This window comes from Desulfuromonas sp., assembly GCA_002869615.1.
Lineage (GTDB): Bacteria > Desulfobacterota > Desulfuromonadia > Desulfuromonadales > UBA2294 > BM707.
This window is the reverse complement of the sequence record PKUH01000106.1, coordinates 95,761-118,061: the sequence shown is the minus strand read 5'-3', so window position 1 is coordinate 118,061 and position 22,301 is coordinate 95,761. Positions and strand designations below refer to the sequence as shown.

The following is a 22,301-nucleotide window of genomic DNA, read 5'->3' as shown; positions in this document are numbered from 1 at the left end:
CTCTTCAGTTAGCTGAGAACGATCCGGTTGTTGAGAAAATCTATCTCTTCAATGGTTCCGGTGATTTCATTTTTTTTACCGTAGATGTCAATCATCTTCAGGGAGTTTTTTCCCGGAATGATTGTGGCAATATTATCGAGCGATGATTCGTTGTCACCCTGAACCAGTAAAAAGGATCCGTCGTTGAAGCACATAAAAAGTTTCCTCCGAAAAGAATGCATAACAGCCTATCGGAAATTTTCAATCGGTGTCAACTGAATATCGGTTTTAGCCCACAGAAAATAGCGCTTTCTCCTTTACAGTTTTAATTGCCGCATGCTAAGACTTTTGCTCATGATATCCGCCAATTCGACAATACTGAGATGACCACAATCAGACCGACATATGCCGAAATCAACCTGAGTGCCCTGCGCCATAATTACCGGTTGCTCAAGGCAGCTGCCGGAGAGGGGACGCAACTGCTTGCTGTCGTTAAGGCTGATGCTTATGGCCATGGTGCTGTTGTGTCGGCTCGCGTTTTGATCGAAGAGGGAGCCTCCCTTCTTGCCGTCGCAATGGTTGAAGAGGGAATCGAGCTGCGCCAGGCTGGTATCGGGCTTCCAATCCTGGTGATGGGAGCGGTCAGTCCGGGCAGCGAGAAGGCCTATATCAAGCATGAGCTGGCGCCATATATTTTCGATCCGGAGACGGCGGAGCGGCTTTCTCGCGCCTATACAGCTGCTGGTCAGGTCTGTCACTATCATCTCAAGGTTGATACCGGCATGGGACGGATCGGTATCCCGCTGGAAGATATGGAACCGACCCTGCATGCTTTATCGAAGTTGACAAACATGCGGATGGCCGGCTTGATGACTCATTTTGCACGGGCTGATGAGCCGGCCGAGGATCTGACAGATGAGCAGATAGGGAGATTCGAACTGGTCAAAGAGCAGGTCGCGAAGGTAGGGTTCGAACCTCGATATATCCATGCAGCCAACAGCGCCGGCATCTTAACCCACCAACTGCCCGAGTGTAATCTGGCAAGACCGGGGATTGCACTTTATGGTGGCTGGCCATCGGACCATTTTAAGCACCTTGACTTATGTCCGGCCATGAGTTTGCGGACGCGGATTGTGCAGCTTAAAATAGTACCCTGCGGAACCGGGATTTCTTACGGCCATAAATTTGTTACTGCCAGGGAGACCCGGATCGCGACGCTGCCGATTGGTTATGCCGATGGCTATAGCCGGCTACTGACCGGCCGGGGAGAGGCCCTTATTCGTGGTCAGCGGGTACCAGTTGTCGGCACCGTCTGCATGGACTGGATCATGCTCGACGTTACTGATGTTGATGGAGTCGATGTTGGTGATGAAGTAACCCTGCTTGGTAATGACGGCAATGGCAATGTTATTAGAGCTGAGGAGTGGGCCGAGAAAATCAAAACGATCAATTATGAAGTTTTCTGTGGTATCAGCAAAAGAGTGCCGAGGCGAATTGTAGATGAGGTCTAAGCAGCAGTCCGGTCGATATTTTCTTTCCCCTGAGTCTAAGCACACACGATTAATAGCGCCTGTGTCGCTTTTTCTACTGGTTCTATTATTGTATTCCCAAGGGCTGAATGCAGGCTGGTATCTTGATGACTATGCGAGGATTGTCAATAATATCTGGATTGGCGATCTGGGTTATGCATTGCGTCATGTTTTTGACCCCCGCGGGATCGCCTACCTCTCTTTTTTCGTGGATTATGAACTTTTCGGAATGAATCCCAAGTGGTTCCATTTCGTTAATATCATCATACATGCTTGCAACGTTCTGCTTGTGCACCGTCTTTTGCGAGTCCTTTTCAAAGAGAAACCCTGGCTGACATTTTTTGGTGCCGGTCTTTTTGCACTTCATCCGTTGCAAAGTCAGGCTGTCATGTATGTTGTTCAAAGAATGGCCCTGCTGAGCAGTCTCTTCTTCTTGCTTTCACTGGTTTTTTATATTCAATATCGCACCATGTTAAATGGCCGAGATGGCTTTTTCAGTGCGCGCAAATTCTGGCTAGTCATTTCGCTCCTCTGCGGTTTTTTATCCGTGTTCAGCAAAGAGAATACAGTCGTTTTGCCATTTTTCCTGATTCTCTTTGATTATGCCCTCTTTAGAGGTGAAAAGTGGAACTTCCGCGAAACCATAAAATCAATAGCGCCGTACATGCTTTTACCGGTTTCTGTCGGGGTCAATCAGTTCCTGTCCGCTGGCAGTACTGTGTCAGATATCAAGGGTGGGGTAGTCGATTTCTTTCTACCGGTCGCAGAAGGGGAAGTTGTCAGCCGGATCGTCCATTCAGTTGATATGGTTCACTTTAAATACCTGTTGACTCAATTCTGGGTCGTTACAAAATATATAAAGCTTTTTTTTCTACCCGTGGGGCAGGTATTTGAATATGCCATGCCCCTCATTGAAACGATTTATGATTCAAGGGCTCTTTTCGGGTTTCTTTTCCTCTCTTTCCTGTTTGGGTTGGGTGCGGCTCTGCACCGGAAAAAACCTCTGGTATTTTTAGGGATTATTTCTTTTTTTCTGTTGCTTGCCACCGAATCGACAGTTATTCCTCTCGATACTATTTACGAGCATCGGATGTATTTGCCGAGTTTCGGTCTAATCATTGCCGTTCTCGGATTTATCGAGACCTTTGCCATGAGCAGGCTTCTTGCCGGCATATTTTTAACGCTTCTGATCGTATGTTCGATCCTGACTCTTGATAGAGTTTCCCTCTGGGCTAATGCCGAGAGGCTATGGCAGGATAATGTTTCAAAAGTGCCAACCTCTTCCCGAGCCAGGTACTGGTTGGCCCGGGAATATCTGAAAAACAATCAATTCGCAAAAATTGTCGAACTACTGCAACCGGCTGAAACTGTTTTTTTGGATGAGAACAACCTGTTCCCTCTGCATATTCTTAGTGAGGCATATTTGCAACTAGGACTTCATGGCAAGGCGCTTGACCTGATGACCGAAGCTCAAAAAAAGTCCCCGGGGGATGCAACCGTCGAATTTTATAAAAGTAAAATTGCATACGATCAATCGGATATGGATCGAGCTCAAGAGCTAATCGAAACAGCGCTCAGAAAAAATCCAGGCAATATTCGTTTTATTCTTTTCAAGGGTAAAATACTTCGAAGTCGTGGACGACTTATCGAGGCTGCTGCCAGCTTTAACAAGGTATCCAGAGAGAAGTCTTGTCCAATTATACTGCTGGACAGTTGTAGGGAATATGTCGATGTGGCAAAAGCAGAATACGAAAGCCTGCTTCCCGAATTGGAGGGGATACGGGCAAAAGCTCGAATCAGGGCAGATGCTGAACCGAACAATCCAACAAGAAGAGGTGAGTATGCTGTTCTTTTGCAGCAGTTGGGCTTCTATGACAAAGCGATTGAGCAGTATGGTTTGCTTGAACGTCATTTCGGCGAGAATTGGCAGATATATTACAACTATGCGCAGATATACACTATTCTTGAACGTCGAGATTTAGCGGAGGCGAATTTTAAAGCGAGTTTACGATTGAATCCGGAGAGTAGCAGAGTCCTTAATAGTTATGGTTTGCTGAGTAAAAATATGGAAAAATATGATCAGGCAGTAGCTCTTTTTTTAAATGCGATCAAACAGCGTCCGGATTTCGCTTATGCTTATTTTAATTTAGCTGAAACATATTTTAAAATGGGCCAAAAAGAAAATGCTCGAAAATATTTCGGTATAGTTTTCAAGCGCTTCCCTGAGCTGAGGCCTGTTGCATCACCTTATCTCGAGTTCCTCTAGGGTGATATGGTTCACGTAAACTTTCTTTCGGTTCTGTCATGATTTGCTGCAAAAGGCTTCTTGATTATCCATGAAAACCATGTTTGTAACACCACCGGTATCGTTTCGGGAGCGCTATGGGAAACTTTCCGGAGCTGGAAGTTCAGCGCCGGCATTGGGCATCCTTCTTCTTGCGGCGGTCGCGAGGGAAGCTGGCCATGAAGTCGCTGTTATCGATGCTGCCGCAAGGAACATGGATCTGAATGCAACACTGCACGAGATCAATGCTTTTTGCCCCGAAGTTCTGGGAATATCTTCTACGACGCTTTCTATCAGTCATGCAAAATCTTTAGCAGCGATCATCAAAGAGGCGTTTCCCGATATTATTATCATATTGGGTGGACCGCATGTTTCCGCGGTTCCTGAATTAACTCTAAACAGGTTGCCTGATATCGATATTGCCGTCCTCGGAGAAGGCGAGGAAACAATTGTTTGTCTTTTGCAGGCTATCAAAGAGAGTAAGCCGTTGGCTGACGTCGAGGGGATTGTTTACAGGGACACAGCTGGTGACCTGATCCGAACGAAAGCGCGCAGCCCTGTCAATGAACTTGACTCATTACCTTATCCGGCGTGGGATCTACTTGAGGGTTTCCCTGAGAAGTACACATCTCCGGCTTTCAAGGTTCGAAAAAAGCCATCCGTCTCACTGGTCAGTTCAAGGGGATGTCCGAATGAATGTATTTTTTGTGATAGATCTGTTTTCGGGAAAAGCTGCCATGCTTATTCCGCAGAATATATTGTCCATTTAATAGAGTACCTGTATGTTGAGTTTGGGGTTCGCGAGTTCAGTTTCGAAGATGATACGTTTATAACCTTTAAAAAAAGATTGTTTGAAATTTGCCATAAACTTATTGCTTTGAACTTAGATATTTCGTGGTCTTGTCTTGGACGGGTGGATCATGTGACCAGCGAAGGTTTGAGATTGATGAAAAAAGCCGGCTGCTGGCAAATAAGTTATGGCATTGAAAGTGGTAGGGATGAAATACTCAGAATTATAAATAAAAACATAAACCTCAGCCAGATAAGAAGTGCGGTGGAGTTGACTCGAAAAGAAGGCCTGAACGCGAAAGGATTTTTTATCGTTGGAAATCCTGGAGAAACGCGTCAAACACTTCAACAGACTCTCTCTTTGATGTTGGCTTTACCACTCAATGACATTAGTGTTGCCATGTTGACTCCTTTCCCGGGGACTGAAATTGAAGCGCGTGTTGAAGAGTTCGGAAAGTTTTCCGGGGATTGGGAAAAGATGAATTTGTTGAATACAGTGTTTGTTCCGTACGGTCTTGAGGCGCGAGATTTGAATGCTGCGCAACGGGAGATGCTCCGGCGTTTTTATCTGCGTCCCCGTGTTTTTTTTGATTATCTGGGCCGACTGATTAGTAATCCGAGATTATTTGGGGTGGTCTTTTCCGGGTTCTGGTCTTTATGGTCAAGTGTCAGGTCGTCGAATACCAAGAATTTATAGTTTGTGGATTTTTGTGAGGTATTAATTGCAAAGAGAAGGGTCTTTAAAGAACGAACGTGTACTCGTCATCATCCCGGCTTTTAATGAAGCGCTGAACATCAGTCGGGTCGTTGCTGGAGTTAAGACAACCATCGGAACGGCCGATATTCTGGTCATTGATGATGGCTCCCAGGACGATACGGCCGAGTTGGCTCGTAGCGCCGGAGCAAGAGTGGTTTCGCATCCCTTTAATATGGGATACGGAGTAGCAATTCAGACCGGTTACAAATATGCCTTGATGAATAATTACGAATATGTTGTTCAGGTTGACGGTGATGGGCAACATGAACCTGATTCGATTCTGGATGTTCTTCATCCGGTTATCCTTGGTGAGGCTGATTTTGCTCTCGGCTCAAGATTCCTGGGAACCAAGTGTTATGTACCTTCATTTTCCCGCAAGATCGGCATGTTTGTTTTCAGGAAAATCGTTTCAATTATTATCAGGAAACGTATCAGTGATTGCACCTCCGGGTTTCTGGCTTTTAATCGGCATGTTATGTTGTTTTTTGTGAAGGATATCTTCCCCTGCGATTATCCGGACGCAGATGTTTTGATCAGTCTCCACAGGGCTGGTTTTAAGATAAAGGAAGTTGCCGTGGAAATGCATGAGAACACTCAAGGGAGATCTATGCATAGCGGACTTAGCCCACTGTATTATACATTTAAAATGCTTCTCTCAATCTTGGTAGTTCTGTTAAGAAGCCGAACATTTTATCGGGGAGAAAAGAATGACTCCTGATCAGAAAGTATTCGCATTTATTGTTTCGATCCTTATTTTTGTTTTTGTCATTGAGCTTGTCCGCCGGCGAAAAGTACGAGAAGAATATGCTGTTTTATGGTTATTGACGGCAGTAGTCATGCTTCTAATGGTTGTCAGGTATGATTGGCTTGTTTCAATTACCAATTTGATAGGAGCGGTTTTGCCAACAACCACGCTCTTTGTGTTTTCAATCATCTTCCTCTTATTGATTTCGGTCCAGTTTTCGATCAAGCTCTCGGAGCTGTCAGACAAAGTCAAAAACCTTGCCCAGGAAAATGCTCTTCTAGGTGAGCGCATTGAGCAGCTGTCTGAAAGAGAACCATAGCAGAGATCTATAACCATCAGGAAACGTTGTGGAAGATTTTTTAACCACAGTAGTTAAGCTGGGCTTCAATAAAATACGTGGTATCCTGATCGCGCAACTGTGTCAGTTCAAAGTTGAATTGGCGATTAATAATTGCAAACACTCATCTCAGCCAAAATCAGAATACGGAAATAAATAGTGAAGTCACTTCCATAAAGGTTTTTATTTACATGAAACTATCAATTGTTACGACTTTATATTGCTCAGCTAACCACATTAGTGACTTCTATCAAAGAGCAACCGCTGCGGCCAAGGAACTGGTTGGTGAAGATTTTGAACTGGTATTTGTAAACGATGGCTCACCCGATAACAGTATTGAATTGGCCATATAAATATCAAGGCAGGACCAACATGTCGTCGTTGTTGATCTCTCGAGGAACTTTGGCCATCATAAAGCAATGATGACTGGCTTGTCTTATGCGAGAGGAGATAAGGTGTTTCTTATAGACAGTGACCTGGAGGAATCTCCCGAATGGCTGCTTAGCTTTGATGAACAATTAGAGAAAGAAAAATGTGACGTTGTATATGGTGTTCAGGAAAGCCGGAAGGGCAGTTTGTTTGAAAGGTTAACCGGATCATTTTATTACTGGGTTCTTGATAGAACGATCAACATTGATCATCCCAAAAATATTACTACCGCAAGGCTTATGAAAAAACCTTATGTAGAGTCCCTTATGCTGTACCGTGAAAGGGAAATCGTTATGTCAGGATTGTGGGTTTTGACGGGGTATATTCAAAACCAGCAATTCGTACAAAAAGAATCAACCAGTGCAACGACCTATAGTTTAGTGCATAAACTAGCCCATCTTGTGAACGTTGTAACCTCATTTAGCAGTAAACCTTTAATGTCTATTTTTTTTACAGGTTCTTTAATTTTTTCGGGTTCAGTAATGTATGCCTTGTTTCTGATAATAAACAGGCTCTTTTTTTCGATCCCGGTAGATGGGTGGACATCGATTATGGTTTCGATTTGGCTTCTTGGCGGCCTGATTATCTTGTTTGTCGGTGTAATTGGGATTTATTTGTCGAAGGTATTTATCGAAACAAAGCAAAGACCTATTTCCATTGTGAAAAATATTTACGGTCTTAAAAGACCAGAATAGTCATTCTCAGCTTGGCGTATGGCCTTTCTGGAAACTTAGGTAAGTGTTTATAAGGAGGCTCCGGAGCAACTTTTATGAAACTTTCAGACTATGTTATGTCTTTTATCCATGAGCGCGGGATAATGCATGTCTTTGGCTATCAGGGGGGGGCGGTCACTCACCTTGTAGATTCATTACACAAAATTGATGGTCTTTCATACGTGCAGAATTACCATGAACAAGCTTCGGCTTTCTGTGCTGACGCCTATTCAAGAATTAATAGAAATTTTGGAGTTGCGCTTGCCACAAGTGGCCCGGGTGCAACTAATTTAATCACGGGGATTGCTAATGCCTATTTCGACTCAATCCCATGCCTTTTCCTGACCGGGCAGGTAAGTACTCACGCTATCAAATCGAAATCAGAAATAAGACAACAAAGCTTTCAGGAAACAGATATCGTTTCGATTGTATCGCCAATCACCAAGTTTGCCAAAACCATCGTTGATCCCCAAACCATTCGGTACTATTTGGAAAAAGCTGTTTTTACGGCAACTACTGAACGTCCAGGTTCCGTGCTTCTTGATCTGCCACATAACGTACAGGCAACCGATATCAATCCGGAAAGCCTCGATAGCTTCTTTGATTCAAAGGAATATAAGGCCTGTGACAGAAATCAAAATAGTCGGATCCCGGATGTGCTTAGGGAAATTGCAGGATTGTTGTCAGGGGCCAAAAGGCCATTGGTGTTAGCCGGGGGGGGCGTCGCCGCACTAAAAGACAGGGAAATCTTCAAGCAAATGGTTCGAGCTTTTGATTTGCCTGTTGTTTGTTCTTTGATGGGACTTGGCGCAATTGATCACTCCGAAAGACACTACTTCGGTTTTATCGGTTCTTACGGAAATCGTCATTCAAATATGGCAATAGCCAAGTCCGATTTGCTGTTGGTTTTGGGATCCCGATTGGATGAACGCCAAACCGGTCCCAGGAGGGACCTGTTTGCGAGAAATGCGCGTGTCATTCATGTCGATATTGATCCTGACCTGTTGGACCATCATGTTGACACGGATATTTGTGTCTGCGCTGATTTACAATCTTTTCTGTCGGATCTTCTTGGATTGGCCCCTGCAGAGCCACCGGATAACGGAAATTGGATTAATCAGGTCCATTTAGTTGCAAAAGAATTGGCGACGGAGAGTGCACATGATCAAGATTATATAGATCCGAATCATTTTATCCGTTATTTAAGCACGAAACTGTCGAAAGACGCAGTCGTATGTTCCGATGTTGGGCAAAATATGATGTGGGTAGCTCAATCTTTGGACATGACAGTAGATATGAGATTACTCAACTCCGGTGGGCATGGTGCAATGGGGTATTCTTTGCCTGCAGGCATAGGAGCTTATTGTGCAGACCAAAACAGGCAGGTGGTGTGTATAGCCGGGGATGGTGGCATTCAAATGAATATTCAGGAACTGCAAACCATAGCCCGGGAAGGCTTGCCGATAAAGATTATCGTAATGAACAACCAGTCGCTAGGGATGGTCCGCGGTTTTCATGAGAAGTATTTTGATAATAAATGTTATGGTACGGCGCTCGGCTATTCAAATCCTGATTTTAGTAAGGTTGCTTGTGCCTTCGGGCTTGAATATACGAAAATAGAAAGCAAAGACAATTTCAACCTTCTTGATGACGGGTTGAAAGGCGCCAGCCCTCACTTGATCGAAGTCATTTTGTCTCCGGAATCACAAACGATTCCGGAACCGGCGCCAGGACCTCGAGGCATTGAAGACCAGTTTCCTTTGATTGACCGGGAAAAACTTGCACGGCTTCTTTCTGATTGAAACTCGAAATATATGTTGCGAGATTTTTGTTAAACAAGCTCTGCCGTAAATGTGTCGTGGCGAGTATTTTGAAAGCGATTCTGCCAAAGTGAAAACCTATAATGTTCTGGTGACAGCCGTTGGTGCAATTATCGGTTACGGAATTGTTCGAGCCTTGAAGGCGGGTCGATATTCTGTGCGGGTTGTCGGCATGGATGTTTTTGCCGATGCTGTTGGTAGGCAGTGGTGTGACGATTTTATAGAATCGGTCCCTGCAGTAGATCCGGATTACCCCGGGTTCCTGTTAGAGGTTATGCGCCGGTTTGATATCGACCTGGTCTGTTTTGGAGTTGAACAAGAAGTCTTGCGGGTCATGTTCGAGAGACAGGTTTTCGGCGATAAATTTGCTAAAATGGTTATGAATGCCGAACAACTGGTCACATTGTCGCAGGACAAATGGCGTATGCATGAATATTTGCAGACGCAAGGTTTTCCGGTCATTCCTAGCCGGATTTCCGGGTCATATAATGACGCCGTTGCTGAACTTGGCTCCCCGTTTTTGTTGAAACCGAGATGTTCTACCGCATCGAAAGGTATTTGCGAAATTCAATCGTCGGAGGACTATGAGTACTGGAGAAGGAAAACTGCTGAGGATTTCATGGTCCAGCGCATAGTTGGTAGCATTGAAAGTGAATATACGGTTGGTGCTTTTGGTCTCGGCGACGGGTCAATTTCCCAATCTGTCACATTTGTTAGAAAGTTGGGGCGGGACGGATCGACCGTTAAAGCGGCCACAATCGAAAACGAAAATATCGATCAATGTGTCATGGAACTGTGTCATTTATTCAAACCCGTCGGTCCGACCAACTTTCAATTCAGGGAACACGAAGGTGAGTTTCTATTGCTCGAGATAAACCCGCGTTTTTCATCTTCCCTTTCATTGCGTGCGGCTTTCGGGTTTAATGAGCCGGAAATGTGTATAGAATATTTCATCGAAGGTAAAAAGCCTGAGGTGGCCAGGCTGTCCAAAGGAAAGGCGGCCAGGTATATTGAAGATGTTGTTGAGTTTTCATGATTGCTGTTATTTCAGATGTTCATGGGAATTTTCCGGCCCTAGAAGCTGTTCTGGGAGAAATAGACAATTTCGGTTGCCAGCGGATTGTCTCCCTTGGTGATGTTGCCGGCTATTACTGCTATATCAATGAATGTATTGATATCCTCAGGGAAAAAAATGTCCAGAACGTTCTGGGGAATCATGATTTCTATCTGGTCTGCAACGAAAAATGTCCGCGTTCGAACTCAGCAAATCTTCTACTTGAGTCCCAACGGAAAATTATTAGAGCAGATAATCTGGAGTGGCTTCGGAGATCGGTAGCAACTTTTCGGATTGATGCTGCCTCGTTTGTCCATGGTGGATGGGATGATCCACTAGATGAATATATGCTGGATGTCAACGAAGAATATTTCCAGAATCGTGGATCACGTTATTACTTTTCCGGGCACACCCATATTCAAACTTTGAAGATTTTTAACAATGCTCTATACTGCAATCCCGGTTCAGTCGGTCAGCCGAGAGACGGAGACCCCCGGGCCGCTTTTGCACTATATGACGGGCAAAATGTATTTTTGAAAAGAGTGGACTACGATATAGACCGCGTTGCATCAAAAATGCAGGAGTATGGGTACGATGACTATTTCTACAAAGGTTTATATACCGGCGACAAAATAGGGCATCAGGTTTAATAAAGAGCTGAAAATTGCAGAGGAAAATTTATGAAGTGGAGAAAGCTGGGTCGAATATATTGTCTTGAAAATGTTGCAGATTGGGCTGTCTCCCATTGTGCAAATCCATTTCCGGAACATCTCCAAGATGATGTTTTCAGGATATATTTCAGTTGCCGTGATGCCGAAAACCGCTCGAGTATAACGTGCCTTGATTTTGATGTCGTAAAATACGAAATCATTTCCCACCCCTCCGTGCAGGTTCTTGGCCCGGGCGATCCGGGACTGTTTGACGATAGTGGCTGCTCAATAGGTTGTATCGTTAATATGCCCGGAAATAAAAAGTACCTTTATTATATGGGGTGGTGTTTGAGCGTAGTTGTCCCCTGGAGGAATACTAATGGGCTGGCGATTTGTGAAAACGACAGGAACGAGTATGTCAAATATTCGACAAGACCGATTATGGGGCTGACCGAAGAGGACCTTTACACAATATCTTATCCGGCCATTTTGAAGGTCGGGGATACTTACAAAATGTGGTACGGTTCTAACCTGAAGTGGGGAAAAGCCAAGGAGTCCATGAATCACGTTATCAAATATGCTGAATCGCGTGACGGTATCCACTGGGATACCTCCAATCATGTTTGCATAAAAGGCAAAGACGAATCGGAATATGCTTTCGCCCGATTCTCTGTTTTGCATGAAGACGGCATTTATAAAATCTGGTATTCCTATAGAGGCCAAAAGTATCGAATTGGTTATGCAGAATCGAAGGATGGTTTAGAGTGGGAACGTATGGATGACCTGGTTGGGATTGATGTTTCTGATGAGGGTTGGGACTCCGAAATGATCGAATATCCGGCGGTCTTTGATCATAAGGGGAAAAGATACATGCTTTATTGTGGTAATGAGTTTGGCAAGACCGGTTTCGGAATGGCAGAACTGGTGCAAAAATAAATAAAGCTCGAATGATCTGAGACGAAATAAACATCGCATATTCAAGCTAATAGAATTAAAGGAAGGCCATGATTACCAAGGAATACGCAAAACGTTACGCCGAAGACAAAACCTCCGCAGTTTATCCGGTTGAATTTGTTGTAAGGGCTTTTCTGGGGAACTATCCTGCAACATGTATTAACGACGACAACTTCGAAGGCAAAAAGATTCTTGATATTGGGTACGGCGATGGACGGAACATGCCACTTTTGAACAATATCGGAATGGAGATCCACGGGATTGAAATTGCTGACGAAATTAACCAACATGTTAGAGACCGCCTGGATGCTCTGGGTATTAATGCGACCTTGAAAAAAGGTGCCAATGCAAATATACCATATGAAGACGGTTTTTTTAACTATGTGTTGGCATGTCATGCCTGTTATTACGTTGAGCAGGGAGATACATTCGACACCAACCTCGACGAAATTTCTCGTGTTCTGGAACCCGGAGGGAAATTTATAGCTTCTTTGGCAATGACCGGGTCGTACATTTTGAAAGATGCGAAACAACTAGACCCCGGCCACTATGAAATTACCAATGACCCTTATGGCTTGCGGAATGGGACAATCTTCAGAGCATTTGATTCCGAAATAGAGATCAAAGAAGCCCTCTCACCTTTCTTTAATGATATTGTGGTCGGTTATTGTGATGATCTATTCTGGGGCTTACATCAGAAGGTTTGGACCGTAATCTGCAAAAAAAAATAATTTCATATTTAATGAAGCACTTTTGCGTAACGTCTTAAACTGTCTATCGACTCCAAATATCATGCTGATTGAAAAATTTTCAGGTTTGCCTTTAGGTCAAATTTTTCGATATGGAGCTGTGGGGCTTTTTTCGAATCTGTTGGGTTACTTAGTCTATTTATTTGTGACTTGGCAGGGGGTTGACCCTAAACTAGCTGTAACTATTCTGTATCCTGTCGCTGCAACAATTGCTTATATTGGCCATTCCCACTATTCATTTTCTTATGAAGGTGAGCATATAAAGGGGATTGCTAGATATGTTGCAGCGCATTCTTGCGGGTATTTATTGAACCTTGCTTCACTATTCTTCTTTGTTGATATGTTTTCTTTCCCTCATCAGCTCGTTCAATTTTGTAATATCTTTTTGGTGGCTGGTTTCCTTTTTATAACTTTCAGGTATTTTGTTTTTGCTGATAAACGCAAAAAAGAGTTTTTAAATTAATGACCTTGTAATGTATTTCTTCTTGTTATTTTTGAGGACTGGAAGGACACAAACATGTTGCTTGCTCTGGATATTGGCACAACCTCAATAACCGCAAGAGTTTTAAGCGAAAGTGGTTGTTGTCTGCTTGAAAAACAGGTATTGAATCCACAAATTCAATTTGGATGTGATGTTTTGCGACGAATTGATGCTGCGCTTCATGGTGAGTCAGAAAAGCTTCAAAAAGTATTGGTCGATGGCATAAATAATCTGGTTATTACATTGCTGGAAGAGGCTCAAATCAGGCCTGATTTGATTTCGGCTTTTGCTGCTGCCGCTAATCCGGCAGTAAGCATTCTTATTCAAAATAAGTCGGTTAATTCGATTCTCACCCCACCTTATAAACCAATCGATTGCTCGGCAATTATGATGAAACCAGACGAGATAGGTTTAGATCTGCCGGTGCCTCTTTACCTTTTTCCTTTGGTTAATGGATTTGTCGGAGGAGACCTTGTCGCTTTTCTTTTTGGGCAAGACATGCCGAATGAAAATACACTCTACATAGATATAGGAACAAATGGTGAAATTGCCCTTTTTTCCAACGGGAATTGGTGGGTCACTTCGGTTGCCGCGGGTCCAGCTTTCGAGGGGGGCGATATCCGCGCTGGAATGTTATATGGTTCTGGCGCGATATATGGTTGTAGGTTAAATAATGAACGGTTTGATTATGAAGTCGTTGGAGATATTCCCCCGAGAGGGATATGTGGCAGCGGTCTGGTTGAGATTATTGCGACATCACTTGAGAGTGGTTTGATCGATCGGCATGGCAGTATTGTTGAACCTGAACATGTAAAGACCAATCTGTCACGTTACATTGTCTCTCTAGATGGCAATCTAGCATTGCAGCTTTACCGGGATGCGAAAACTTCTATCCTCTTGGAACAAAAAGACATTCGCAACTTCCAGCTGGCCAAGGCTGCTGTCTTTTCCGGAGTTAACTGTTTGCTGAAAAAGGCCGAAATAGAGGCGGGTGAAATTGCCGATATTGTCATCACCGGAGCCTTCGGTTTTTCACTAACGAAAAAGACCCTGAAAAGAGTTGCCATGCTGCCGGAAAACATGATAGATAAGGTGCGTTTCGAGCCGGGCGGCGTGCTGCAAGGGGTCCAGCGGATGTTGATGCTCGATGATGGCCCCGAGCGTGTCGAAAATTTAGCCAAAAAGCTGAAGCCTTACCCACTGTCCGGGACCCCGGCCTTCGAAAAAGCATTCTTGTCTGCAATCGATTTCTAATGCCGTAAACTGCGGCATTTTCTGTTTTTAAATAGATACGGATAGCGAAAGGAATGAAAAGATGGCAGTGATTCAACGGGCCCTGATCAGTGTGTCGGACAAGGCCGGTATCGTCGATTTTGCAAAGGAGCTGAGCCGGTTCGATATCGAAATTCTCTCGACCGGTGGAACCGCCAGGATGCTGCGCGAGGCCGGTCTTGACGTCAAGGATGTCTCTGATTTTACCGGTTTCCCGGAAATGCTCGACGGCCGGGTCAAGACCCTGCATCCGAAGGTGCATGGTGGTCTGCTAGGGATGCGGGAAAATCCCGAGCATGTTGCCAAGATGGAAGAACATGGCATCGAGCCGATCGACATGGTTGTGGTCAATCTCTACCCCTTCGAGGCGACTGTCGCCGATCCCGACTGCTCCCTCGAAGATGCTATCGAGAATATCGATATCGGTGGCCCGACCATGCTTCGTTCGGCTGCCAAGAATAACAGGGACGTGACTGTTGTGGTTAACCATAACGACTATGCGGCCGTGCTCGAGGAGATGAATTCAAGTGATGGGGCAGTCTCGCGTGAAACCAATTTCAAGCTGGCGGTCAAGGTTTATCAGCACACCGCTGCCTATGATGGAGCCATCTCCAACTGGCTCGGCTGTCGCACCGGAGATGAGCCGACCACCTTCTCCGACACCCTGACCGTTCAGTACAAGCGCAATGAAGTGATGCGCTACGGCGAAAATCCGCATCAGAAGGCAGCCTTTTACGTCGAGAAAGATATCTCCGAGTCCTCGATTGCCACAGCCCGGCAGCTTCAGGGCAAGGCGCTCTCCTACAACAATATTGCCGATACCGATGCGGCGCTTGAATGCGTCAAGCAGTTCGATGAGGGGCCGGCATGCGTGATCGTCAAGCACGCTAACCCCTGCGGCGTCGCCTACGGCGCAACTCTGCTCGAAGCCTATGAGCGGGCCTTTAGCACCGACACCGAGTCGGCCTTCGGCGGGATCATCGCCTTTAATCGTGAACTCGATGCGGCAACCGCGCAAGCGATTGTCGACCAGCAGTTTGTCTAGGTGATTATCGCTCCCGCGGTTTCGGATGAAGCGGTTGCTGTCGTTGCCGCCAAGAAGAATGTCCGGCTGCTTGCGTGCGGCGAATGGCCGCAAGAACCGGCTGCCCGGTTCGACTACAAGAAGGTCAACGGCGGCATCCTCGTTCAGGATTGCGATCTCGATCTCTACAGCGAGCTCAAGGTGGTCAGCAAGCGCCAGCCGACCGAAAAGGAGATGGAGGATTTGCTCTTCACCTGGCGGGTCGCCAAGTTTGTCAAATCGAACGCCATCGTCTACGGCAAAGACGGTATGACTGTCGGCGTTGGAGCCGGTCAGATGAGCCGGGTCAACTCGGCCCGCATCGCTGCGATCAAGGCGGAACACGCCGGGCTCGAGGTCAAGGGCTCGGTTATGGCCTCCGATGCCTTCTTTCCGTTCCGCGATGGGATCGACAATGCGGCCGAAGCGGGCATCGCCGCGGTTATCCAGCCGGGTGGCTCTATCCGGGATGAGGAAGTGATTGCCGCCGCGGATGAGCATGGCATGGCGATGGTGTTTACGTCGATGCGCCATTTCAGGCATTAGTTCTTTCTGTTCGAAATTTTCAGAGATTGGAATGTTTTTTCAGGGAAAGGAGAGTTTAGGGCGAGATAACAATCATTTATGGTTGATGGTGATGTTGCTTTCGCTATATTCGCTGGTCATTTACGGGTTGACCCTGAAAAATGGTTTCGTATGGGACTCAAATGGTGTTTTCGTTGATAACGCCCAAATCAAGTCCTTTTCAACCGCAATAAAATCGTTTTTCGGCTCTAAATTTATCGGTGAAAATTTCACTTATGCGGGTGCAGAGGTGAAAACACTTGAATATTATCGACCACTCACCACGCTATTTCATTATATTGAATACAGTGTTTTTGCTGACAATGTATTCTGGTATAAGTTCGTAAATCTCATACTTAATTCATTCGTTGTTGTCGCAGCATTCTTCCTGGTTCGCGAACTGACTCAAAGTAATAAGCTTGCATTCGTTTCCAGTTTGTTCTATGCATCTATTCCCGCCCGGGGTGAGGTCGTCTACTGGGCCTATTCCGACTCTCATATCTTTGCCGCATTGTTCATTCTTTTGGCACTTATCCTTTATATCAAGAAAAGGTATGTTGTTGCCTGCCTGGTCTTCTTGGCAGGCATATTATTCCAGGAAGCTGTTATTCTCCTTCTGCCTATATTGATCACATATGAATATTCATATGTGAAATTTTGCGATTTGAACATTCTGAAAAGGCTGGTTCCTTTTAGTGCTCTTGTGATCATCTATTTGTTTGTAAGGGCGGTATTCGTCGGTCAGATCCCCCTGAAAGACTTGCATGCCCTAGGGTATTTGAACCTTGCTTCCGAAGTTGTTTACAGGCACATCAAAATTTTTTTTCTGCAGGACAATGCCGTTACTATCTATCGCTATGACCAGAGTTTATTCTCATCACAAATCCTTCTTTTCAAAGTGCTTTTATTGTTTTTTGTCGGCGGAGTTCTCCTGTATTTTTTTCTAAAAAATCGACAAATGTTTTTTTGGCTCGTTTTGTTTTTCGTGGTCCTGCCGCTCTCGGTAGTTGGTGGTTCTTATTATTATTATGCTGAAAAAGCACTGTATCTTTCTTCACTCGGGCTGGCTGTTTTCCTTGTCTTTGGCGCGTACAGGATTAAATCGAACATTGCTCTCTGCTCCATTGCTTTTTTGATAGTGATCAATAGCGTCTCGATTGTTAATAATGCCGCATATTGGACGGATACGGTCACCTATCTCAAGGAATTGGTTCGTTTTGATCCTGACTTTGATATCGGCATCATGCAACTCGGCAACGAACATTTGGCACAAAAGAATTATGAACCCGCAATTGATTCTTTTGATAAAGCCCTGAAAGTTAGGCCCGATCTCGGGAAGTTTCTGCAGAATAGAATTTTATCTGCCTATCAGGCGAGAGCTTATGAAAAATACTCCAGTAAAGAATATTTAGAGTCGATCTCAGGATTAGAGAATTATGTTGAAAAATACGGAGACCATCCGGAAGTTTTTAATTCGATTGGCAATAACTTTTTTGCTCTCAACGAATATGCTCTGGCAGCCAGTTATTATGAGAAGGCTCTGGAGATGGCCCCTGGTAACAGACTTTACGAGGCTAACCTGTCAGCAGTAAGACGAGCACAGCATGGAGAAAAATAATGAATAGAGGGGGTACCCAGTGCCTTATCAACTCAAAATAAAAGCTTCTTTAGTGTTGTTGATATTTAAGATATGTTTTATTCTTTCAAATTCTTTGAGAACAACAAATTAATTTTTCGGGAGAACTAGCTGTGAAGGTTCTGGTTGTAGGCGGCGGTGGCCGCGAACATGCGTTGGTCTGGAAGATTTCCCAGTCGCCGCTGGTTGGAAAGATTTACTGTGCGCCGGGCAATCCAGGAATCAAGGAGTTGGCTGAATGTGTTTCAATTGCAGCTGACGATATCGATGGCCTGTTCGTTTTTGCGCAGGAGAACGCTATCGACCTGACCGTTGTCGGGCCGGAAATCCCGCTCACCATGGGGATTTGTGACCGTTTTCGTAACGCCGGTCTGGACATCTTTGGGCCGAGCAAGGCAGCGGCGCAGATCGAAGGAAGTAAAGGTTTCTCGAAGGATTTGATGGCGCGATATAATATCCCGACCGCAGCCTATCAATCTTTCACCGATCGCGATGCGGCCGTTGCCTACATCAAAGAGCAGGGTGCGCCGATTGTCGTCAAGGCCGACGGTCTGGCCGCCGGCAAGGGGGTCATCGTCGCCATGGATGAGGAGACGGCGATTGCTGCTATCGAAGACATCATGGTTGAGTCGGTGTTCGGTGATGCCGGGAGCTCGGTTGTTATCGAGGAGTTCATGGAGGGTGAAGAAGCATCCTTCTTTGCCTTCACCGATGGCAAGAACATCCTGCCGCTCGACTCGTCCCAGGACCACAAGCGGGTGTTTGATAACGATGAAGGTCTTAATACCGGCGGCATGGGGGCCTACTCGCCGGCGCCGGTGGTTAATGCTGAAATCAACGCCCAGATCATCGACAAAATCGTCAGGCCGACCATCGCCGGCATGGCGAGTGACGGCTGCCCATATTCCGGCATCCTTTACGTCGGCCTGATGATCAAGGACGGCGTCGCCCGGGTCGTTGAATTTAATGCCCGTTTCGGTGATCCGGAAGCACAGCCGTTACTGGCGCGGATGAAATCCGATATCGTCCCGGTTCTGCAGGCCTGCGCCCGGGGGCAGCTCAACGTATCCGAGCTCGAATGGCACGACAAGGCGGCGGTATGTGTTGTCATGGCCTCGGGCGGTTATCCCGGTTCCTTCGAGAAGGAACTGCCGATCGGCGGCCTTGATGCCGCTGACGAAATTGATGACCTGATCGTATTCCATGCCGGGACGACGGAGAAGGATGGCCAGGTTGTTAATAATGGCGGCCGTGTCCTCGGAGTCACCGGTCTCGGCGCGACGGTTGAACAGGCGATTACCAAGGCCTATGAAGGTGTTGAAAAGATCAGTTGGGACAAGGTTCACTACCGTAACGATATCGGCCAGAAGGCCCTGAAATATTTCAAGTAAGGAGTTTGTCAAATGGCAGAAAAACCCCTCGTCAGCATTCTCATGGGTAGTGACAATGACTATGAGGTCATGGTCGAAGCAGGAAAAATCCTCAAGCAATTCAATATTCCGTTTGAAATGACGGTTTCGAGCGCACACCGGACTCCGGAGCGGACCGCGGAAATTGTCGGTTCGGCCCGTGGCCGCGGAATAAAGGTGCTGATCGCCGGGGCCGGCGCAGCCGCTCATCTGGCCGGCGTGGTTGCCGCCGAGACGACCCTGCCGGTGATCGGCGTACCGATCGACAGTTCGTGCCTTGAAGGGCTCGACGCCCTGATGGCCACCGTGCAGATGCCGGCCGGAATTCCGGTTGCGACCATGGCGATCGGCAAGGCCGGGGCCCGCAACGCCGGGATTTTTGCCGCGCAGATTCTCGGTGCAGAAGATACTGTTATGGCCGGCAAGCTGGCTGATTTTAAAAGAGAGATGGCTTCCGGCGTCGAGAAAAAAGCCGAAGCTCTTGCCGCGCAGCTGAAAAAAGATGGTCTCGCCTGATTTGGAATTAATGTAAAAACTGTGCGGATGCACATTGACTAAAATTAAGCTTCGGTTTAAGTTGTGCCTCAATTAAATTTAAAACTGCTTTGGTAATCTTTGCCAGGGCGCATCAGGAGAAATGACTTGAGTAAAAGGAATCAAGATAGCCCAGTCACTGTGATGTGGGATTTTTTCTGTTCGCTGAAACTGACCATAGTCACCTTGATTCTGTTGGCTGTTACTTCAATCATCGGAACTGTGATTCAGCAGGGAAAATCGCCGCAGGAGTATATGCAGCTTTACGGCGAAAAGATGTATCGTCTGTTTGATACCCTCGATTTCTTCGATATGTATCATTCCTGGTGGTTTGTTTCGCTGCTCGGCATCTTCGCGATGAATCTGATTTGTTGTTCGATTAAGCGGCTGCCGAAAGTCATGAAGATCGTCAATGAGCCGAATCTGACCCCGGATGACCCCTTCTACAGGTCACTTTCTAATGTTGATGAGATCGTCACCGAGCATTCAATCGAGGACGTCCGCGGGAAAGTCTCAGAGTTTCTCTCCGGCAATTTTGCCAAACCGGTTGTCAGTGAAGACGGGGAAAAGATACATTTCTTCTCGCAAAAGGCACCGTATGCCCGTTTTGGCGTCTACGTCACCCATATGTCGCTCCTGATCATTCTGCTGGGTGCGATTATCGGTGTCTGGTTCGGCTATAAGGCTTATGTCAATGTTCCTGAAGGACAGGTTGTTGATCAGGTCTGGCCGCGGACCGGCCGGGAGCCGATCAAGCTTGATTTCCAGGTGCGATGTGACGACTTTACCGTCACTTATTATCCTGGGAGTACCCGTCCCAAGGATTTTACCAGCGATCTCGTTGTCCTTGAAAACGGCACCGAAATTCTCAAGAAAACGATTGAGGTCAATGATCCGCTGACTTACAAGGGAATCACCTTTTACCAGTCGAGTTACGGCCCGGCCGTTGATAAGATTTACCGCTTTCGGGTTGAAGAACGTGCTACCGGTGAGGTTGCCGAGGTTACCGGCAAAGAGGGCGGGCATATTGAGATACCTGGAGGCAATCGCCTGATTCCGATGCAGCATGTAGATAACTTCAGGAACTTCGGGCCGGCCGCCCAGGTCAATATTGACAAGGGAACAGATGGCCAGCATCAGCATGGTACGCCTTTTGTTGTTATGCAGAATTATCCGCAGTTTGACGCCAAAAGAGGTGGCGAGTATATCGTCACACTTCTTGGGGTTGAACAGAGCTTCTATACCGGCCTGCAGGTTGCCAAAGACCCCGGAGTCTGGGTCGTCTGGCTCGGGTGTGCCCTGCTGGTTGTCGGCAGCATGATCGCATTCTTCCTTTCGCACCGGCGCCTGTGGGTGACGTTGCGGCCGGTCGGCGATAAAGTCGGAATCATGGTAGCCGGCAATGCGCACCGGAATCAACCGGCCTTTGCTATCTGGTTTGATGAATTCAGGGATAAACTGAAAGAGGAGCTTTCCCGCTAGGGAGGGTTTTCAGGAGAATAATTATGGACAGTACTCAGCTTTTTAATTTGGTAACAATCGCATACTTCGCTTCGATGGTTCTTTTTATCGCCTATCTGGCCACCCGTAATGGCAAGGTGGCAATCGGCGGCAACATCCTCGCTTATATCGGTCTGCTTGTTCATACGGCGGCCCTTGGCCTGCGCTGGTATGAGTCATACCAGCTGCTCGGTGCCGACGGCCGGGCGCCCCTGTCGAATCTTTACGAGTCGGTTGTCTTTTTTGCCTGGTCGATCATCGTGGTCTATATCCTGATCGATTGGAAATACAAGCAGAAGGCAATCGGTGCTTTTGTCGTTCCTTTTGCTTTTCTCGGCATGACCTGGGCCCAGCTGAACCTGAACGATGCAATTGATCCACTGGTGCCGGCCTTGCAGAGCAACTGGCTGACCTATCACGTTATCACCTGTTTTCTCGGTTACGCTGCTTTTGCGGTCGCTTGCGGGGTCTCGATCATGTATTTGATCAAGGCGGGCAAGGAAGATAAAAGCGAAGGTGATTCGCCGGCCGGGGGGATTCTTGGTCTTTTCCCGAGCACCAAAATTCTCGATGACATCAACTATAAATCGATCATGATCGGTTTTCCGCTGCTCTCTCTCGGAATTATCACCGGCGCCGCCTGGGCCAACTATGCCTGGGGTACCTACTGGAGCTGGGATCCGAAGGAGACCTGGAGCCTGATCGTCTGGTTTATTTATGCAGCGTTCCTGCATGCCCGTTTTACCCGCGGTTGGGCCGGAAAGCGTGCGGCAATCCTTTCGATAGTTGGTTTTGCTGCCACCATTTTCTGTTACCTTGGCGTTAATCTGGTCCTCTCAGGACTGCACTCTTACGGTGGCAGCTAGTTTGGTCTTCGATCAGTTGGCGGGCTTTTGTTTTGTCCGCTGTTAAGTAGTTTAAAACCGGCGCCTGATTATCCTGCGCCGGTTTTATTTTGTTCGGAAAATCGCTTGTGACCGTTATTTTTTAAGTGGTGGTTGCTTGAGTATTTTCAATGATCCTAATGTTTCCATGCTGGCCTGCTTTTTGCAA

General features: G+C 46.4%; 16 protein-coding genes and 3 pseudogenes. 18 read left to right on the top strand and 1 reads right to left on the bottom strand.

Going from position 1 to position 22,301, the window contains the following annotated elements; all coding sequences use genetic code 11:
• Window positions 1–8: 8 nt before the first annotated feature.
• The gene (locus C0623_11955) at window positions 9–221 is read right to left on the bottom strand and encodes a hypothetical protein (GenBank protein ID PLX98709.1); all 213 of its coding nucleotides are present in this window, start codon (window positions 219–221) and stop codon (window positions 9–11) included.
• Between the two features lie 141 nt (window positions 222–362).
• On the opposite strand from C0623_11955, the gene alr reads away from it, so the two are divergent.
• From alr to ccsB, 18 genes and pseudogenes are all read left to right on the top strand, one after another.
• On the top strand, window positions 363–1,490 hold the full coding sequence (alr, locus tag C0623_11950) for an alanine racemase (GenBank protein ID PLX98708.1): 1,128 nt from the start codon (window positions 363–365) through the stop codon (window positions 1,488–1,490).
• A complete protein-coding gene (locus C0623_11945; GenBank protein ID PLX98707.1) occupies window positions 1,480–3,774 on the top strand; it encodes a hypothetical protein in 2,295 nt (764 codons plus the stop codon). The genes alr and C0623_11945 overlap by 11 nt, the downstream gene beginning before the upstream one ends.
• Window positions 3,775–3,844: 70 nt before the next feature.
• A complete protein-coding gene (locus C0623_11940) occupies window positions 3,845–5,278 on the top strand; it encodes a hypothetical protein (GenBank protein PLX98706.1) in 1,434 nt (477 codons plus the stop codon).
• 25 nt (window positions 5,279–5,303) lie between these two features.
• Window positions 5,304–6,056 carry a glycosyl transferase family 2 gene (locus C0623_11935; protein ID PLX98705.1) on the top strand — a complete coding sequence of 251 codons (753 nt, stop codon included), beginning with the start codon at window positions 5,304–5,306 and terminating at the stop codon, window positions 6,054–6,056.
• Entirely contained in the window at window positions 6,046–6,402 is a 357-nt protein-coding gene (locus tag C0623_11930; protein ID PLX98704.1) for a DUF2304 domain-containing protein, read from the top strand. Before C0623_11935 ends, C0623_11930 begins: the two co-directional genes overlap by 11 nt.
• Window positions 6,403–6,611: 209 nt before the next feature.
• Window positions 6,612–7,544: pseudogene (locus tag C0623_11925) on the top strand (glycosyl transferase).
• A gap of 74 nt (window positions 7,545–7,618) precedes the next feature.
• Window positions 7,619–9,364, top strand: a complete 1,746-nt coding sequence (locus C0623_11920) for an acetolactate synthase (GenBank protein ID PLX98703.1) — start codon at window positions 7,619–7,621, stop codon at window positions 9,362–9,364.
• Window positions 9,365–9,413: 49 nt separating this feature from the next.
• Window positions 9,414–10,418, top strand: coding sequence for a carbamoyl-phosphate synthase subunit L (locus C0623_11915; GenBank protein PLX98702.1), 1,005 nt, complete (start codon window positions 9,414–9,416; stop codon window positions 10,416–10,418).
• Window positions 10,415–11,086 carry a metallophosphoesterase gene (locus C0623_11910; protein PLX98701.1) on the top strand — a complete coding sequence of 224 codons (672 nt, stop codon included), beginning with the start codon at window positions 10,415–10,417 and terminating at the stop codon, window positions 11,084–11,086. Before C0623_11915 ends, C0623_11910 begins: the two co-directional genes overlap by 4 nt.
• A 30-nt stretch (window positions 11,087–11,116) precedes the next feature.
• Window positions 11,117–12,022, top strand: a complete 906-nt coding sequence (locus C0623_11905) for a hypothetical protein (GenBank protein ID PLX98700.1) — start codon at window positions 11,117–11,119, stop codon at window positions 12,020–12,022.
• A gap of 68 nt (window positions 12,023–12,090) precedes the next feature.
• Window positions 12,091–12,771, top strand: coding sequence for a hypothetical protein (locus C0623_11900; GenBank protein PLX98699.1), 681 nt, complete (start codon window positions 12,091–12,093; stop codon window positions 12,769–12,771).
• 61 nt (window positions 12,772–12,832) lie between these two features.
• Window positions 12,833–13,252, top strand: a complete 420-nt coding sequence (locus tag C0623_11895; GenBank protein PLX98727.1) for a hypothetical protein — start codon at window positions 12,833–12,835, stop codon at window positions 13,250–13,252.
• Window positions 13,253–13,306: 54 nt separating this feature from the next.
• On the top strand, window positions 13,307–14,524 hold the full coding sequence (locus C0623_11890) for a hypothetical protein (protein PLX98698.1): 1,218 nt from the start codon (window positions 13,307–13,309) through the stop codon (window positions 14,522–14,524).
• Window positions 14,525–14,585: 61 nt separating this feature from the next.
• Window positions 14,586–16,151 (top strand): annotated as a pseudogene (gene purH / locus C0623_11885) (bifunctional phosphoribosylaminoimidazolecarboxamide formyltransferase/inosine monophosphate cyclohydrolase).
• Complete coding sequence (locus C0623_11880; protein ID PLX98697.1) at window positions 16,099–17,787, top strand: hypothetical protein; 1,689 nt, start codon at window positions 16,099–16,101, stop codon at window positions 17,785–17,787. Before purH ends, C0623_11880 begins: the two are co-directional and overlap by 53 nt.
• A gap of 131 nt (window positions 17,788–17,918) precedes the next feature.
• Window positions 17,919–19,730 (top strand): annotated as a pseudogene (locus C0623_11875) (phosphoribosylamine--glycine ligase).
• 162 nt (window positions 19,731–19,892) lie between these two features.
• Window positions 19,893–21,230 carry a cytochrome c biogenesis protein ResB gene (locus C0623_11870; GenBank protein PLX98696.1) on the top strand — a complete coding sequence of 446 codons (1,338 nt, stop codon included), beginning with the start codon at window positions 19,893–19,895 and terminating at the stop codon, window positions 21,228–21,230.
• A 23-nt stretch (window positions 21,231–21,253) separates the two neighbouring features.
• Window positions 21,254–22,114, top strand: coding sequence for a c-type cytochrome biogenesis protein CcsB (gene ccsB / locus C0623_11865; protein ID PLX98695.1), 861 nt, complete (start codon window positions 21,254–21,256; stop codon window positions 22,112–22,114).
• The last annotated feature ends 187 nt before the right edge of the window (window positions 22,115–22,301 follow it).